Source organism: Erythrobacter sp. JB2-19 (genome assembly GCF_057365005.1).
The window spans coordinates 726,382-740,928 of sequence record NZ_CP200290.1; the positions used below are offsets into that span (position 1 = coordinate 726,382).

The window sequence follows — 14,547 nt, forward strand, 5'->3', positions numbered from 1 at the left end:
GGTTAAATTGGCGTTTACCACTCCTTAAACCCGCCCTCGTATTACCCCTCATGTAAGAAACCACAAACGCCCGCAAGCGGCGGCATGAGGAAAATACATTGAGCTTTTCAGCGCATGATTTCGTGCCCGCCACCGGCGAGGAACTGACCGCAGATGACGCGGATCTGAGCGCAGGTGAAGATCGCCGCACGCGCTGGCTCGATCGTTTTTCCCTGGTCGGAAATCTGCGGATCGCGATTTTCAGCAACGCGGCCATGGTGCTGATCGTTGCCTTCATTATCCTGAGCGGATTTGCCTACATTGGCAATCAAGGCGAACGGCAAACTGTGCTTGCCTCTGCAGAGGTACGCAGTGGCCATGCTGCGCTGGCGCTGGGCGATGCCTATGTGTCATTGCGCGATGTGACCGAGCGCGGCGAACAGGCAGGGTATGAGCGCGCCTCTGATAAGCTCGAAGACGCTGCTGAGGATATTGCAACAGCGCTCAACTATGGCGGCGAAATGATGCCAACTGACATTCGCCTATCGCTTGAGGATTACCGTGAGCGGATTGAGAATGCGGATGCACGCCTTGACGCGATTGCGGCCGGTGCTGGCGCTGATACGTCCGCAACCCGTGAAGTCGAACAAGAGGTGGGCACACTCTACAGCGAGATGCGTGTCTATGTTGATGACCTTCACGTGTTTGTCAGCGGAAAGGCTGGCGATCTGCTGAACATTGTCGGTAAGACAATCCTTGCCTTTATGGCCCTATTGGCCGTCACCGTAATTGGTTCCTTCTTTGGCGGCCGCGTTATCATTCGCAATGTGGTGCGCATGGTGCGCAGCATTACCGATGCGATGGAGCGTATTGCGAGCGGTGATGACCAGACCGAGATTCCCCACGCCCAGCGTGAAGATGAAATTGGCGCTATGGCCCGCGCGCTTGCGGTGTTCCGCCAGGATGCTCTGGAGCTAAGCCAACTAACCGCTGAACGCGCCAGTGCCGCAGAACGCGAGCTTGCTCAGCAGCAAACGCTCGCACAGGAATCGAACCGTCTGCGCACCGATAAAGGTGAGCTGTTAGAAAGGCTTGCTGGAGGTTTTGAAGTTTCCATCGGAGAGGTGATTGATGCCGTTGGCGCAGCCTCTGCGCAGCTCAAAGAAACCTCGGAAAGCATGGTGAGGCTTGCGGAGAGCTCAGCTGAGCAATCGCAAGAGGCCTCCACCTCTATGCAGGAAACCACCCGCAATGTGACGGCGGCGGCGGCCGCAACGGATGAGTTTGCACTGTCGATTGCAGAGATCAGCAAGCAAGCCGGCGCTTCTGCCACTTTGGCGCGCGAGGCCAGCGAGTTGGTGACCGCAGCCAACCTTAAGATGACAAATCTGTCGAGTGCGGCCGATGAGATTGGCAGCATCGTCGAGATGATCCAGACCATTGCTCAACGCACCAATCTGCTCGCGCTTAACGCTTCTATTGAGGCTGCACGCGGCGGCGAGGCGGGACGCGGGTTTGCCGTTGTCGCCTCCGAAGTGAAAGAGCTGGCGACCCAGACCAGTAATGCGACCAACAGCGTGACTGAGAAGATCGGCGCGATGCAAAGCTCCACCCAGTCGAGCGTGGCAGATCTCAATTCTATGGTTACGCAGATCAACGAGCTTGAACGCGCCTCGGTCGTGATTGCGACCGCCGTCGATCAGCAGTCAATTTCTGGCGAAGATCTGGCGCGCAATATCGACACCGTTGCCAATGGCACTTCGCAAGTGGATGCGCAGCTGGGTAATTTGCGTGAGGCGTCGCTGGCGACCGGATCCGCCTCTGCCCAGGTTTTGGCATCCGCCAGCGAGCTTGACATTCACGCCGATGCACTGCGCGAAAAAGCCACGAGTTTCCTCGGGGACGTGCGCCGCAGCGCGAGCGATCTGAATTCTCAGGATACAGAGCTTAAGGTGGTGGGCTAAGCGCGCTGGACCCCTCGGCGCTCAGATTAGCGCCAGAGTGACCTGAACTTGGCTGCCTTCCGCCAGCCCCTCAGCCTTCCGTACAGGCGCCTTCACAGGCAGCAACCAGGTGCCATCATCGCTGGGAAAGCACGAGGTCGTCCAGATCGTTTCGCCGATCTTGGCCTCCACCTTTTGCGAACGGAACCCGCGTTTTCGCCCTAGCTCGAGACGCCGCATTGCCTCATTGGCGGCGATGGTCTCCCCCGCCTCGCCATTAATCGTGATAAAGTGCCAGCTGACCCCGTTGGAGGCAGTCCACAGCCACAACGGGCCTGTTTGCGTGATCTGCGCCTCGCTCATTCGCCAGCAGAGATTGGCCGCACTGGTACCGGGATGTTGCAGATGTCCGCGCCGCCAGCGGGGACGATAAAGAACGGATCGCGTCGATTCGCGCGCGCCTCGGCATATTGGGCGAAGGTCTCACCTTCCGTGGAGAGATATTCGAATTGAGGACGCTCCTCTTGCGGCAGATCGGATGCGACGCGAACCGATAGGATCGGTGTGCGCTTATCGGCTTCCTCTGCGGTGTAGAAGCCCAGAGCGCCGCTGCCGCGTGGCAACGAGGAGAGGTGCTCCATGCCGGAAATGATCCGGCCCACCAGCGCGATATTGCGATCAAGGTGGCGCGGCGCATGGCCGATCACAGTGTAAAGCTCCGCGCCTGAGCCAGTGTCCGGCGAGTACCCGCGGCCCACGCCGACCATGCCGTAGCAATGGGCGGGCGCGAAAGACCCATCGAAGAGGCTCGTGATCAACTTGAACGAGTATGGAAAGCCGTGATTGAACGCGGCGTAAACCCCAATTGGGACGTCGGCTATTCTCAGGTCGCCCGCTTCGTATCCCACCAAAGGGAGGCGGTCAGGATATTCCGAATTGAATCTACTGACCCAGCTTTCATGCAATTTTCGCATTACGTTGTTGGGTTTTGTGACAACATACTCACCCTCATCCATCACGCTCAGCTCCTCGGGCAGCGGTTTTGTCTCGCCTTCGCCTTCGGGATTGTCGTAATTGGGATCGCCCCATTGCACGACGTAATTGTCCTGCACGCGGTTGACGGTGATATCGTCATACCACTTTGCGCGGGCGAGCTTGCGGATATTGCCGACCCACCCCTGGGAGAATGGCGCAGGCATCAGCTGGATCACCACTTCGCGCGAGGCCCCTTGCGCATCCGGGGCGAGCGTCATCACCAGCAAATCCTCTGGGGCAATTGTCACCCATTCAGCCTGCGACGCGGCATCAACGATCTCGTTCGGGGAGGGTGCGCCCTCCGGTGCTTCTTGGGCGAGCGCAGCGCTCGTGGGTATCGATATGGCGGCGGTAAGAAGGCTCGCGCAGAATAGGATTTGTGACTTCATAAACGCCACCGTGCCACTTCGCCGCTTGCGCGGCAAGCAGAGGGCAGCTAGAGGCGCGAGCCTGCCTAATTGAGGCGGGCGTAGACGGGCGCGCATGCGCCCTATGCGCACGCTTCTTTGTTTGTGCTAACACTTTGTTGTTTGAGCACGGTTGCGAAGCAAATTTCGCATCGTTAGGTGCATCCTGCTCGGATAGAGCATGAGGAGACGTGGCCGAGTGGTCGAAGGCGCACGCCTGGAAAGTGTGTAAAGGGGCAACTCTTTCGTGGGTTCGAATCCCACCGTCTCCGCCACCAACGTGTTTCGCTCTGTTTCCGGGTGCATCAAAATTACTTAAAATCATAGGGATGCTTGACAGGAGCGTTGCTATCTGTTTCGATCACTTCCGTTCTGTTTCATCGATGTGTGGGTAAGGATGTGGGTAAGAAGTGATGGGAAATCTTTCCGCCACTATGCTGCGCAGCTCTCTGGAAAAAGGGCGCTATCATGATGGCGACGGACTTTTTCTCAGTGTGACCGCCAAGGGGAGCCGGTCATGGATTTGCCGGGTCCAGAAAAATGGTCGCCGTAGAGATATAGGATTGGGCAGCGCAAAGAAAGTTTCTTTGGCTCAAGCTCGACAAAGAGCGGTGGAGGTTCGCTCGCAAGTTGAAGTAGGTCTAGATCCTGTGACCGAGCGCAAGAAGGCTGAGGGAATTCCGACTTTTCGAGAGGCGGCAGCGAAGGTCTTCGCCGAAAACCAGAAGAGCTGGCGAAACAAGAAGCATCGTGCTCAGTGGCTGACATCACTCGAGACCTACGCATTTCCAACGATTGGCGATATCTCGGTGAGCGAGATCGAAGGGCCAGAAGTGCGTGATGTGCTGGTTGCGATTTGGCTTGATAAGAACGAAACCGCTTGCCGGGTTCGCCAACGCATCGTTTCAGTGATCGATTGGGCCATCGCCCAAGGATATCGTGAACATCCTTTGCCAATGCCTGCGATCAACAAGTCGCTCCCACGTATCAAAAAGAAAACAAAGCATCATAGAGCGCTCCCTTTTACGGAAGTCCCTGGCTTTCTCGCGAAATTGAGAAAACGTGAGAGTGTTGGCCGCTTTGCGTTTGAAGCTTTGATCCTGACAGCCACTCGATCTGGAGAGATCCGCGGTGCGCGGTGGTCTGAGGTGGATTTGAAGCAGAGGGTATGGACCATCCCTGCGGAACGCATGAAAGCAGAGCGCGAGCATGTGATCCCCTTGTCTGACGCTGCCGTTGCGACCTTTCAGAAAGCTGTCCAACATCGCGAGACTGGCAATGATCTAGTCTTCCCTGGCACCCGCCGCAACAAGCCGATGTCGGACATGACTCTCACAAAGATTTGCCGGGACGCTGAAATTGCCGCTGTACCGCACGGGTTCAGAAGCAGCTTTCGCGACTGGGTGGCTGAAGAAACTGATTTCGATGGTGACATAGCCGAGATGGCCTTGGCCCACGCCATTTCGAACAAAGTGGAGGCTGCATACCGTCGCGGAAACCTCTTGGATAAGCGCCGCAGGCTTATGGATGCTTGGGCGGAGTATTGCGGCGGATAAATGACCTGGCAAGGTCGAGTTTGGGGGCGTGATGGCAGTTGATACAGAGCGGAGCGATAACATAGAGGTCATACCGATATTCGGCAGCTATCTCTCGTTGATAGACAGCAAACCGAACCAAAGCCCCGTATTTTTTTGGTCAGAGTTCTTTTGATTTGATGACCACACCGAAGCTAACACTAGATCCACCACGCGTTAGTACGCGAGGTATTAGCCTAGGGCTGGCGGGCGCCAGTGCAATTCTAGCTGGTCTAAAGTCGAGAAACTCGCAAGTTGCGGCACGAACACTACCTATTCTTGGAAGCGCGATAGCTGGATTTGCTCTTTGGCCACACCTTCGTAGTGCATTTCGTCGCAACCAAACAAGGCTGGAGGCAAGCCGTGAAGATCTGTTGGATGCACAGTCTAATCCAGCCAAGCAGCGGCAATTGATGGCCCTCGAAGAATTTAGGGAAAGGCTAGCAGCGCATGAATTCGAAGTGTTTGAACGCAAACCTGATGGGACGATGCGCAAACTCTCCGCAAACGAGCTTCGTGCCTTTCAAGCAGACTTCGGGCGCAATTTGATTATCTGCTCTGAACCAGACCAGCGTGAACTTGTACGCTCAACTGCCCGGCCCATAGGGGAACTATTTGTCAAAGCCAGTGATGCAAAAGCAGTCTCCATGTTTAGCTCCATCACATTGATCAACGAGCCCGATGAAGAGGTGTTCTCGGACCGTTTGAAGTGGTTGCGAGAGCAGGCGAGAGTCGCGGGAATTGACAGTGAGGGTTTCATCAGGAGTCTCGAACTGATCGAAGGTCTCCGTCATCCCGAGGTTCGGGTGGTGAAGACGGCAGCGGTCTGTGCCAAACTCAGCGAGTTAAACTTGAAGATTGCTAGCATGAGCGTGATTACAAAACTGCAATCAGGCAGCTACCCACCGTTTGAAACAGTTGTGCACAAGCTGCCCCTAAAAAGCTTACCTGGACCGCGAATGAAACGGCGTGAAAAATGATTGAAATGCGCAAAGCCTAGTTATCCACAATCGTTGAGTCCTCACTTTATAGGAGGATGATTCGATGACTGATCAAATGAATGATGGGTTACTAAAGACCGTTGATGTGGTCGCAATAACGCGGTTAAGCCGCACAACCCTGTATCGAAAGCGCCGCACTGACGCATTCCCTAAGCCATGCCAAATTGGCCATGGCCAACTACGCTGGCGCCGGTCTGACATCGATCAGTGGATCGAGCAATTACCTACTTTTGATCGGGCAGATGAAACTCTGGACTCGTCAAAAGCTATAGCAAAAAGCTCTTCACGCGCACGACGGTCAGTAAAGACCAAGGATCAACCGTCTCCCGAGCAAGGGAGGCTGTTGTGAGCAACTTTAGCTTCGGACAAATGGCGGTCGCGTTAAGTCCATCATTGCCGTGCTATTGCTTCAGTGTCAGAGGCAATTTCTCCGAGTTGTATGTCTATTTCGACGTTCTCGCTGATGGAAGCCGCCACTGCTGCGGCGGCAGTCTGCGGATGGCTGGCTCTACAATCGCACTACGTCCAGACCATGCATCGAATATTGCAGAGAGGATGCGCTACGGCATTGATGATCTGCTGTTGGGCTCAATGCCTCTTCCAACGCCAGGAGGCATACAATGACGCCTCCGAAGGACTACAGCCAGGGAACTCTGACACGGCCTTTGGTTCGGCCTATCGGCCGGCTCCGCCTAACTGGAAATCCAGATAGGTTTTCGAGGCAGACATCGCGGTTGTCCGATGGTTTCGGGATGGGGGAAGTAGGAGGGCACGCACCACGCTACGGTGTAGCCTGTTCCCAGGCTGCTGAAATCCGCAGAAATCTGCGGTTCTATGCTCGACGTAGAATTGTAGGTTGTCGCCAAAAGCTTGCTGAGTTGCAAGCGTATCGTAGAGCACCTGCCTATTCCCGCCGTAGAACGGCAGAAAACTGCGGTTTCGTTCCTAGGCCCTCACTTTTGGGAGGAACGGCATGGCCCAGGTAAATGTTGCTTATGACGATGCGCTTCTCGCCCATATCGACGCGGTCGCCGAGGACCGAGGAATGCCTCGGCCAGAGTTCTTGCGCGCGATTGCGGAAGAGACAGTTCGAGCGAATGAGCAGGGGCGTGCGATGTTCGAACCGCCCGAACTGCCGATCAATCCTGATATGGCTCTAACGCTGGCGACAAAGGTAGAGCAGATCAGCATTGATCTCGATCGGATCCTGCGTGCGGCCGAGCGGCGCGAGCACAAGATGCTTAAGGCTTTCAATGCGACTGAGGAAGCCAATCGCAATGCTGCGAAACGTCTTGGCGATGAGCTCAGCACGCGCTTTACCAATGGCGCCACGCCTTTTGCCGAGATGCTTTCCGAGCATCTCGAAGAGGTCGAACAGCTGCGCAAGGACATTCTGGCTGCTGTGCGTTCACCTGAATGGCTCACAGGAATTGAAGCAAAACTCGACGTCATTGAGGCCGCCGCGAAAGAACCACGCAGCGTGAACCGGTATGAGATTGCGCCCAATTGGAGGCTGCCCGCTTGGCAATGGTGCGCTGTCGCTGTCATTGGTCTGTTCGCTGCCGCCATGGTCATCACGACGCTGGCGCGGCTAACTCCTGACAGCTTGATCGCCACACCCATGTCGCGCGCGATGTATGGCTCAGCTGATAGAGGCATGTGCGAACTCTGGAAGGCGAAGAACAACTTTGATGCGTGCCCGGTATTGGTTGCACTGCCTGAGGAACCTGCGCCATGATGTCTCTGGGTAAAGTCGCTTCCTCGGGCGCGGCAGAGTATTATTCGCGTGATAACTACTTCTCGGTTGAGGCTGGCACCGATCTGAGCCGTTGGGAAGGCACTAGCGCGCATATGCTCGGGCTAGATGGAAAGGTCGATACCGCTGAGTTTGAGCGCATTCTGGAGGGCAGACTGCCCGACGGCAGCGAACTGGGTGCAGCGCGCGGCGACAGACGTCGAGGCCTCGACTCGACCTTTAGCGCTCCCAAATCGGTCAGCTTGATCGCGCTATTGGGCAAAGATGAGCGGGTAGTTCAGGCGTTCCGCGCTTCAGTGTCGCAAACGATCGCTTGGGCAGAGAAGAACCTTGCGCAAGCAAAAGTCTGGCAGGATGGTCGGCAGGTCACCGAGAATACCGGCAATCTGCTCGTTGCGAGTTTCTTGCATGATGTCAGTCGTGAACTCGACCCGCAACTTCATGTGCACGCGGTTCTCAACAACGCGACTCTTGCCAGCGATGGGAAATGGCATGCGCTGAAGAACGATCAGATTTATCAGCACCAGCGCACGCTTGGGGCGGTCCACAATGCCTATCTGCGCGGAGGACTCGAAAAGCTCGGTTACGAAACTGTGGCAGCCAAGAATCCGGTTTTGGGCGAGTTTGAAATTAAGGGCATCTCGCGTCAGCAGATTGAGGCGTTCTCTGACCGCCGCGCGCAGATCCTTAGTGCGCTTGAGAATGATGATCGCTCAAGTCCTCGTGAACGGGAGATTGCAGCTCTGGCAACCCGGCGTGAAAAAGAGTCCGACATGGACCGCAAAGAACGCGAAAAAGTGTGGGAGGCGAAAGCGACAAAGGTTGGGCTGAATCTGCAGCCGATCATTGCGGCGGCGGTAGAAAGATCAGCACGTGGGGAGACAATCTGGTCGCGGCTGATTGGTGGCGTCCGCGGTATTCACAACAAGGGCCTGGCAATTGCGGCAGCGATGGGACTGACACCGCGCTCGGGCGATGAATTGATTCCAGAACGAAAGGGCGCGCTGGCCCCGCAAGCTTTTGCCGCCGCGCAGGCGGTTGCTTCCGCTGTACGCGATCTGAGCGAGAATGAAGCCGGCTTCGACCGGCTCGATCTCGTACGCACTGCGCTCGAGAGGCGGGGACCGATCAATGCGGACCTTGTCGAAGAGCGCATCGCGCATTTGCACGAAAAGGGACTGCTTCTCGGCAATGAGCGAATGGTGACGCCTGCCAGCATGTTGGCGCTGGAGCGGGGTGCCGCGCGCGAGGTTGAGGAAGGGCGCGGCACGGTAAGGGCGTTTGCCGACCGACCGGTGGCGGCCTTGCGGACCCAGCAGGCGGCCATGGATCGTGGTATGCGGCCACTCAACAGCGGCCAGTTGCGCGCCGCAGTAGATATGCTTTCGACAAACGACCGCGTTCACCTCGTGCAAGGCGGTGCTGGAACGGGCAAATCGGCGGCGCTAATTCCGGTCGCCTCGCTGCTCCACGAAAAAGGCAGGCAGGTGCATGCGCTGGCCATTGCCACGCGGACTGCCCGCGAGTTCGGCGAGAAGCTGGGCGTTGAAGGCAAGTCTGTTGCTGCCTTCCTCGCGCGGCATCGTGCGGTGCTCGACGGCACTGCTACTCCAGAGCTGGCTGAAACTTCCAAACAAGAACTACGCAGCGCATGGATCATGGTCGACGAGACTTCGCTGGTGGGTACCGAACAGTTCGAGAAGCTAGCCCGCCTCGCCAATCTCGCAGGCGCAGAGCGTCTCGTGATGATCGGCGATACCAAGCAGCTGCAGGCGATAGCAGCGGGCAAGCCGTTCGAGCAGGCCCAGGAACATGGCACGCCGACATCCGCCGTCACCGAAAACCTGCGTGCCGCCTCGCCCCAAATGAAAGGCCTGGCTGAAGCACTGAATCGCGGAGATTTGCCTGGAGCATTTGCCGCATTGAAAGACCACACACTCGAATTGGAGCGCCGTGAAGGCGTCGAGACCGCAGCCGCATTCTGGGTCGGCAAGTCGCCGGCAGAACGTGCGCAAACACTGCTTCTCACCATGAGCCGCGCCATGCGAAGCGCGCTCAACCAGGCAGTACAGGAACAGCGCGCCGAAAAAGGCGAGCTTGGCGAGCGGGCTTATCACCAGACCGTACTTGACCGCGTGGCGGTCACGAAGGAAGGCGCGCGCCAGATGCGCGCCTATCGCGAGGGCCACATTGTCACCTTCAACAGTAATCTGCGTGTCCAAGGGATTGAACGTGGCGAGCGCGGCCGCGTCATCGAACATGACAGCAAAACGGTGAAGCTGCAGATGCAAGATGGCCGGATGCAGAGCTTCACGCCGGATAGGTTACCGCACAATCTCAAATACGATGCTGTTTCCGTCTTCGCCGAGAAGCAGATCGCGCTGCATGCTGGCGATCCAATTCGTTGGACTACCAATGATAATAAGCGCGGGCTCGCCAATAGCGATGTGGCGAAGGTGGAAGGCGTCAACAAGAACGGCATCAGCGTGTTGAACAAAGACGGCGAAGTGATCGGCCTCAAACATGGCGATCCGATGCTTGAGCGGCTCGATCTTGCCTATGCTGTCAACGCTCACATCGCCCAGGGCATGACCGCGAAGGACGGAATCATGGTGCTGAGTGAGAATGAAAAGATGCTCAACAGCGCGCGGGGCTTCCTGGTTGCCGCAACCCGGTTCACCGGCGAAGCCACCCTGATCGTCGACAATGCCCGCAATATCGAACGCGATGTCAGCCGCAACGCCGGCGACAAAACCAGCGCGATGGCGATTGCAGGCGGCGGAGCCAGGTTCCCCGAGCACTATCCTGGCTTCAAGGAAGACCTTAAGAAGCTCTATGAAAAGCTCGGCCCCGAGCACGCGATGTCTGTTCTGCATAAACGCGAACGCGACATCACGCTTGAAGGCCCTCTTGAGCGCAGCGGCGAGCCTACGCGGGACAAGGCTGAGCCAAAACGCCAGCTGGAGCGCGAGCGCGATTTCGACCGCGGGCGATAAGTTTGAGCGCCGCGTTGCAAAGAGGTGGTCACGTTAAATCGCTTCCTATTCCTCTTGGGCATGATTGGCAAAGAAGGTGCTGGTCTGCTCGATCAGCTCGCGCGTTACGGCAAAGCCTTGCGCTATCTCCTCGCGCCGTGCAGCGTCAAACTCCTGCACCAATGCGCCGTCATTTGCGCCCTGTGTATCCCGGCTGATCGTCTGGGCCAGCGAGACGCTGTCATCATCGCCGCCGGTGATCGTAATCCCGCCTGTCGCAATCGCGCTGAGCGTAGTGCCAGACTGATCGCCAGAGGCGTTCAGCACCGATGGTGCGCCCGCAGATAGAGTGCCGCCATTACCCAGAGCAATCCCGCCCGTGCTGCCGCCAGAACGGCTCGCATCGGCTTCTTGATTGTCATTCCGGCCAGCAGAGCCACGGCTGTTATCGCCGCCGCCAAGGCCAGCGAGAGAGCCAGACAGGTTCAATGACGAGGCATCATAGCTCTCGCTGTTCTCAATATCGCTGGCGGTCAGAGTGCCCGTGGTCAGCTGATTATCAGCCGGATCAGCGCTGGAGGCAATGACCCCGCCTACCAGATCGGTAGAGATCGGCTCGACCCTACTCAAGGTTACATAAGTGAAACCTCAGCTTTTGCCATCACTCGCCGCAAGACCCGCATTTGTGCGGGTTTGCGCGGATAGATAGCGCCAACGCCCACAAAGGCAGAACGCAACATTATTTCCTACAAAGTGCTTACGAGACGGATTGGGTGTAGCGCTACCGGAGTTCGCAGGAGTTAAGTATACTGTCCCTGGAACTTCAGAGGCACTTAGCGCCGATGATGCGCCAGTCTCGCCGAGGGGGCGCCGACCGAAAAGGGGGCTAAAAGACAAAGCTTCGCCAACAAGGTCATGAACCTTGCCAACGAATTGGCAGTTCCGGCACTTGTTCAGGCGAAATCCCGAGGCTTGTGTAGTCTTGTTTGAAGGTTGTGAAGTGTTTTATCATTCCATCACTAATCACCGAATTGCCGATCTGGATGATCTCTTTAAATTCAACGAAAGTTGATTTCGGTAAAAAGTAGGTCAAGCCCCAAGACAACTCTGAGAAAGCCAAAAGTTCCTTGGCCTGTGCTTGTGTACCGAGATCGCCATATAATTGAATGCCTCCATCATATGTATCTTTGAACAAGCAGAACCCATTTTCGTCGCCATAAACTTGAAAAAGTGGATCACAATCGAATTCACTCACTTCAAAAAATAGGCGACGCTCCGCCGCATATGAAATTGCGATCAAACTCCAGAATGCGATGTCGTCTTGAACGATGTATGAGTTTTCAAGAAGGGCACCTCCTGAAAAACGAATGATATACCGTTTTTCCTGAAATGGCAGTCTATCACTCTCGCCGACCTCTGATCTCAACCTCTCTAACAGTTCCATCTTTTCCCCTATATTTGACAGTCAGCACAGAGCCTTTGGGAAGCCTTTCAGCGATTTGTTTTCTGCAAACATTGCATGGCCCCAACGGATTGTTAATTGTGACAGTCATTTTCGTTAGCCCATTATCGATCATAATTCGAGCAGCATGTCCCTCGACATGGGTGGCAGACTGGTTGACAGGTATTTGATTGGGATCGTGATCCACCTTTCCAGGGCCTTCAACGCCAGATTTGAGATATATCGGCCCATAAGGTGTATCAATTATACCATGGGTTGGATCACCGGTGCTTCGTTGCGGAAGGCGGGGATCGACTGGTGCACCATCTTCTAATGCATGTGTTGGCTCATAGTTTGACTGGCTTGATGACCCACCGTTTTGGTTGCCTGAGTTAGCAGGCGTTTCAGTATCAGCTCCATCCGTATCAGGCGCATCGGCGCTACCACTGGGCGGATTGCTGGGATCAGTTTCGGGCGCGTTAACATCATTATCACCCACGCGGCCCGCATTCGGCGCATCAGGGGCTAAGCGCCCCAGTCCTTTCGAGCCGATTGTTTCGATACCGAGTATAGCGCCCGCTGCCAGCGCCTGTGCTTCGATCCGACCCTGTTCTTCGGGGCTGGCGTTGAGATAATCCTCGTAGCTTTGCCCGGCGCGTTCCAGATATTCGCGCACCGGAGTTTCGTTGCGAAGAACACCTTCATCAAACCCACGGATCAGAGCCTCTGCCGTCGCCGCGCCGACTTCAGCCGGATCAGCGCCCAAATCGCCGAAGAATTGCACCGAGCCGAGAATGGCTTCGTCAAGCAGGCGGTTGACCTCAGCCTCGCGTGTTTTCTCTCTTACAAAGGCATCGATATCTGCCTGCGATGCACCCTCGGCGCGAAGCTCAGCAACGCCTTCCTCGATATTCGCACTGACTGCAGCAAAGCGTTCATCTACGCTCTCTTTAAGAGCGGCAACCGTTTCGTCGAAAACGGCTTAACAGTCTTCGCTTGGTGCGCCTAATATGATCGGCTTATAAGAAAAGGACCTTTCAACGATTTCTTCAGGGCTTAGATCAACATGATAATCAATCATGTAATCCCAATAATTGGGGTCAGGCATAATCTTGTTTAGTTCTTCTGCAATATCAGATTGCCTGCCCTCTGACACTTCTTGACTTTTTAATTCCTTTATAAGCTCGACTGCTCTTTTTTTGTGTCAGTCATCATTTACCTCTTATGTGATTTAACGGTGTCCTAATCACAATATTATTCAAATCGAATACATTGCCACCTTCGGACAGGGGCTGATTGTGATCAAGTTCAAATTTTATCCGACCTCCTACTTGCTGGGAAGATACAGCAAACGGAGCTCTACCGGCTTTAATTTCGCGCAAACTATCTGACCCGAACTGCTTACTTAATACTGGATCATTGGCAACAGCCATCCAGAACTCCTGTCGGAAGTGGTCAAAGTCTCTAAACTGACGCCCTGCAAGTTGCTCAGCGATCTGCGCTGGGACTTTGCCTGCATTAGCCTGAGTTCCGCGCAGCCATGTTTCGCCTTCGCCAATCCGTGGCAGGGTCCCGTCATGCGAAGCAACGCCGGGCTGCGACCGTCGTCCCGAGGCTGTTGTACCCGACGAGGGTAATAGGCCAGAGACTTCTTCGTCAACAGTCGTGTCCGCAACAGAGTTATCAGCTCCATCCGTATCAGGCGCATCGGCGCTACGACTGGGCGGATTGCTGGGATCAGTTTCGGGCGCGTTAACATCATTATCACCCACGCGGCCCGCATTCGGCGCGTCTGGGGCAAGCCGTCCCAGTCCTTTCGAGCCGATTGTTTCGATACCGAGTATAGCGCCCGCTGCCAGCGCCTGTGCTTCGATCCGCCCCTGCTCTTCTGGGCTGGCGTTGAGATAATCATCGTAGCTTTGCCCGGCGCGTTCCAGATATTCGCGCGCCGGAGTTTCGTTGCGAAGGACACCTTCATCAAACCCACGGATCAGCGCCTAGATCTGATAAGGCTCGAGCTAATGCTGAAAACAAGGCCTTGTGGGACCACTCAACGGCAGAAGGATGCTTTAATATCAACTCCTTCCTCAGGGAAACTGTAGTCTTCCTTGATCGATGTGAGAACCTTCCGAAAATCGTCGAGGCTCATCACAACTTGCTTCTCTGGTGCAAAAACGTCGTGAATGAAGCAATCTTCGCCCCGAAATTTCCAAGCGAAGGTTTCCGAAGCCATATTGTGCGGATTGATCTTTTCACCTGCGCGATAACGATCAATTTGATCAACAATCCATTGCCCACGCTCGGCTTGCTTCATGTCATTAAAAGCGCTCCACAAGAATATTGCCGGATCAACGACTTCCTGGCCGAATAAGTGAGATTTGCTCGCATTGTTCTTGAGCCATTCGCCCCCCAGAAAATTTGATATTTTCATCATGG

General features: G+C 55.6%; 13 protein-coding genes and 1 tRNA gene. 7 read left to right on the plus strand and 7 right to left on the minus strand.

All coding sequences use genetic code 11. The features are described 5' to 3' along the window. Nucleotides 1–98: 98 nt before the first annotated feature. Nucleotides 99–1,943, plus strand: coding sequence for a methyl-accepting chemotaxis protein (locus AC0V6O_RS03700; RefSeq protein WP_486141639.1), 1,845 nt, complete (start codon nt 99–101; stop codon nt 1,941–1,943). A gap of 21 nt (nt 1,944–1,964) precedes the next feature. On the opposite strand, the gene AC0V6O_RS03705 is transcribed toward AC0V6O_RS03700, so the two are convergent. Next, entirely contained in the window at nt 1,965–2,285 is a 321-nt protein-coding gene (locus AC0V6O_RS03705; protein WP_486141641.1) for a DUF1905 domain-containing protein, read from the minus strand. Further along, entirely contained in the window at nt 2,282–3,346 is a 1,065-nt protein-coding gene (locus AC0V6O_RS03710; protein ID WP_486141643.1) for a peptidylprolyl isomerase, read from the minus strand. The genes AC0V6O_RS03705 and AC0V6O_RS03710 overlap by 4 nt, the downstream gene beginning before the upstream one ends. Before the next feature lie 203 nt (nt 3,347–3,549). Here AC0V6O_RS03710 and AC0V6O_RS03715 point away from each other — a divergent pair. The 6 genes from AC0V6O_RS03715 (at nt 3,550) to mobF (ending at nt 10,691) form a co-directional block, all read left to right on the plus strand. After that, nucleotides 3,550–3,639: transfer RNA gene (locus AC0V6O_RS03715), tRNA-Ser, on the plus strand. Nucleotides 3,640–3,798: 159 nt separating this feature from the next. After that, nucleotides 3,799–4,920, plus strand: a complete 1,122-nt coding sequence (locus AC0V6O_RS03720) for a tyrosine-type recombinase/integrase (RefSeq protein WP_486145488.1) — start codon at nt 3,799–3,801, stop codon at nt 4,918–4,920. A 431-nt stretch (nt 4,921–5,351) separates the two neighbouring features. After that, the gene (locus tag AC0V6O_RS03725; RefSeq protein ID WP_486141645.1) at nt 5,352–5,918 is read left to right on the plus strand and encodes a hypothetical protein; all 567 of its coding nucleotides are present in this window, start codon (nt 5,352–5,354) and stop codon (nt 5,916–5,918) included. Nucleotides 5,919–5,994: 76 nt separating this feature from the next. After that, nucleotides 5,995–6,288 carry a helix-turn-helix transcriptional regulator gene (locus tag AC0V6O_RS03730; RefSeq protein ID WP_472640875.1) on the plus strand — a complete coding sequence of 98 codons (294 nt, stop codon included), beginning with the start codon at nt 5,995–5,997 and terminating at the stop codon, nt 6,286–6,288. Nucleotides 6,289–6,912: 624 nt separating this feature from the next. Continuing rightward, on the plus strand, nt 6,913–7,677 hold the full coding sequence (locus AC0V6O_RS03735; RefSeq protein ID WP_472640764.1) for a hypothetical protein: 765 nt from the start codon (nt 6,913–6,915) through the stop codon (nt 7,675–7,677). Further along, nucleotides 7,674–10,691 carry a MobF family relaxase gene (gene mobF, locus AC0V6O_RS03740; protein WP_486141647.1) on the plus strand — a complete coding sequence of 1,006 codons (3,018 nt, stop codon included), beginning with the start codon at nt 7,674–7,676 and terminating at the stop codon, nt 10,689–10,691. The genes AC0V6O_RS03735 and mobF overlap by 4 nt, the downstream gene beginning before the upstream one ends. 45 nt (nt 10,692–10,736) lie before the next feature. On the opposite strand, the gene AC0V6O_RS03745 is transcribed toward mobF, so the two are convergent. From AC0V6O_RS03745 to AC0V6O_RS03765, 5 genes are all read right to left on the minus strand, one after another. Continuing rightward, nucleotides 10,737–11,300, minus strand: a complete 564-nt coding sequence (locus AC0V6O_RS03745; RefSeq protein ID WP_486141649.1) for a hypothetical protein — start codon at nt 11,298–11,300, stop codon at nt 10,737–10,739. A gap of 283 nt (nt 11,301–11,583) precedes the next feature. Next, nucleotides 11,584–12,114: a hypothetical protein gene (locus AC0V6O_RS03750; RefSeq protein WP_486141651.1), complete on the minus strand. Its 531-nt coding sequence runs from the start codon at nt 12,112–12,114 to the stop codon at nt 11,584–11,586. Continuing rightward, nucleotides 12,071–12,895 carry a DddA-like double-stranded DNA deaminase toxin gene (locus tag AC0V6O_RS03755; protein ID WP_486141653.1) on the minus strand — a complete coding sequence of 275 codons (825 nt, stop codon included), beginning with the start codon at nt 12,893–12,895 and terminating at the stop codon, nt 12,071–12,073. Before AC0V6O_RS03755 ends, AC0V6O_RS03750 begins: the two co-directional genes overlap by 44 nt. A gap of 427 nt (nt 12,896–13,322) precedes the next feature. Further along, the gene (locus tag AC0V6O_RS03760; RefSeq protein ID WP_486141655.1) at nt 13,323–13,883 is read right to left on the minus strand and encodes a hypothetical protein; all 561 of its coding nucleotides are present in this window, start codon (nt 13,881–13,883) and stop codon (nt 13,323–13,325) included. A 278-nt stretch (nt 13,884–14,161) separates the two neighbouring features. Next, the gene (locus AC0V6O_RS03765; protein WP_486141657.1) at nt 14,162–14,545 is read right to left on the minus strand and encodes a hypothetical protein; all 384 of its coding nucleotides are present in this window, start codon (nt 14,543–14,545) and stop codon (nt 14,162–14,164) included. Nucleotides 14,546–14,547: the final 2 nt, after the last annotated feature.

Excerpts from the sequence above, each read along its gene's own strand:
- AC0V6O_RS03735 (WP_472640764.1), top strand. The coding sequence starts at position 6,913 with ATGGCCCAGGTAAATGTTGCTTATGACGATGCGCTTCTCGCCCATATC.
- AC0V6O_RS03765 (WP_486141657.1), bottom strand. The coding sequence starts at position 14,545 with ATGATGAAAATATCAAATTTTCTGGGGGGCGAATGGCTCAAGAACAAT.
- AC0V6O_RS03720 (WP_486145488.1), top strand. The coding sequence starts at position 3,799 with ATGCTGCGCAGCTCTCTGGAAAAAGGGCGCTATCATGATGGCGACGGA.
- mobF (WP_486141647.1), top strand. The coding sequence starts at position 7,674 with ATGATGTCTCTGGGTAAAGTCGCTTCCTCGGGCGCGGCAGAGTATTAT.
- AC0V6O_RS03750 (WP_486141651.1), bottom strand. The coding sequence starts at position 12,114 with ATGGAACTGTTAGAGAGGTTGAGATCAGAGGTCGGCGAGAGTGATAGA.
- AC0V6O_RS03725 (WP_486141645.1), top strand. The coding sequence starts at position 5,352 with ATGGCCCTCGAAGAATTTAGGGAAAGGCTAGCAGCGCATGAATTCGAA.
- AC0V6O_RS03710 (WP_486141643.1), bottom strand. The coding sequence starts at position 3,346 with ATGAAGTCACAAATCCTATTCTGCGCGAGCCTTCTTACCGCCGCCATA.
- AC0V6O_RS03730 (WP_472640875.1), top strand. The coding sequence starts at position 5,995 with ATGAATGATGGGTTACTAAAGACCGTTGATGTGGTCGCAATAACGCGG.
- AC0V6O_RS03705 (WP_486141641.1), bottom strand. The coding sequence starts at position 2,285 with ATGAGCGAGGCGCAGATCACGCAAACAGGCCCGTTGTGGCTGTGGACT.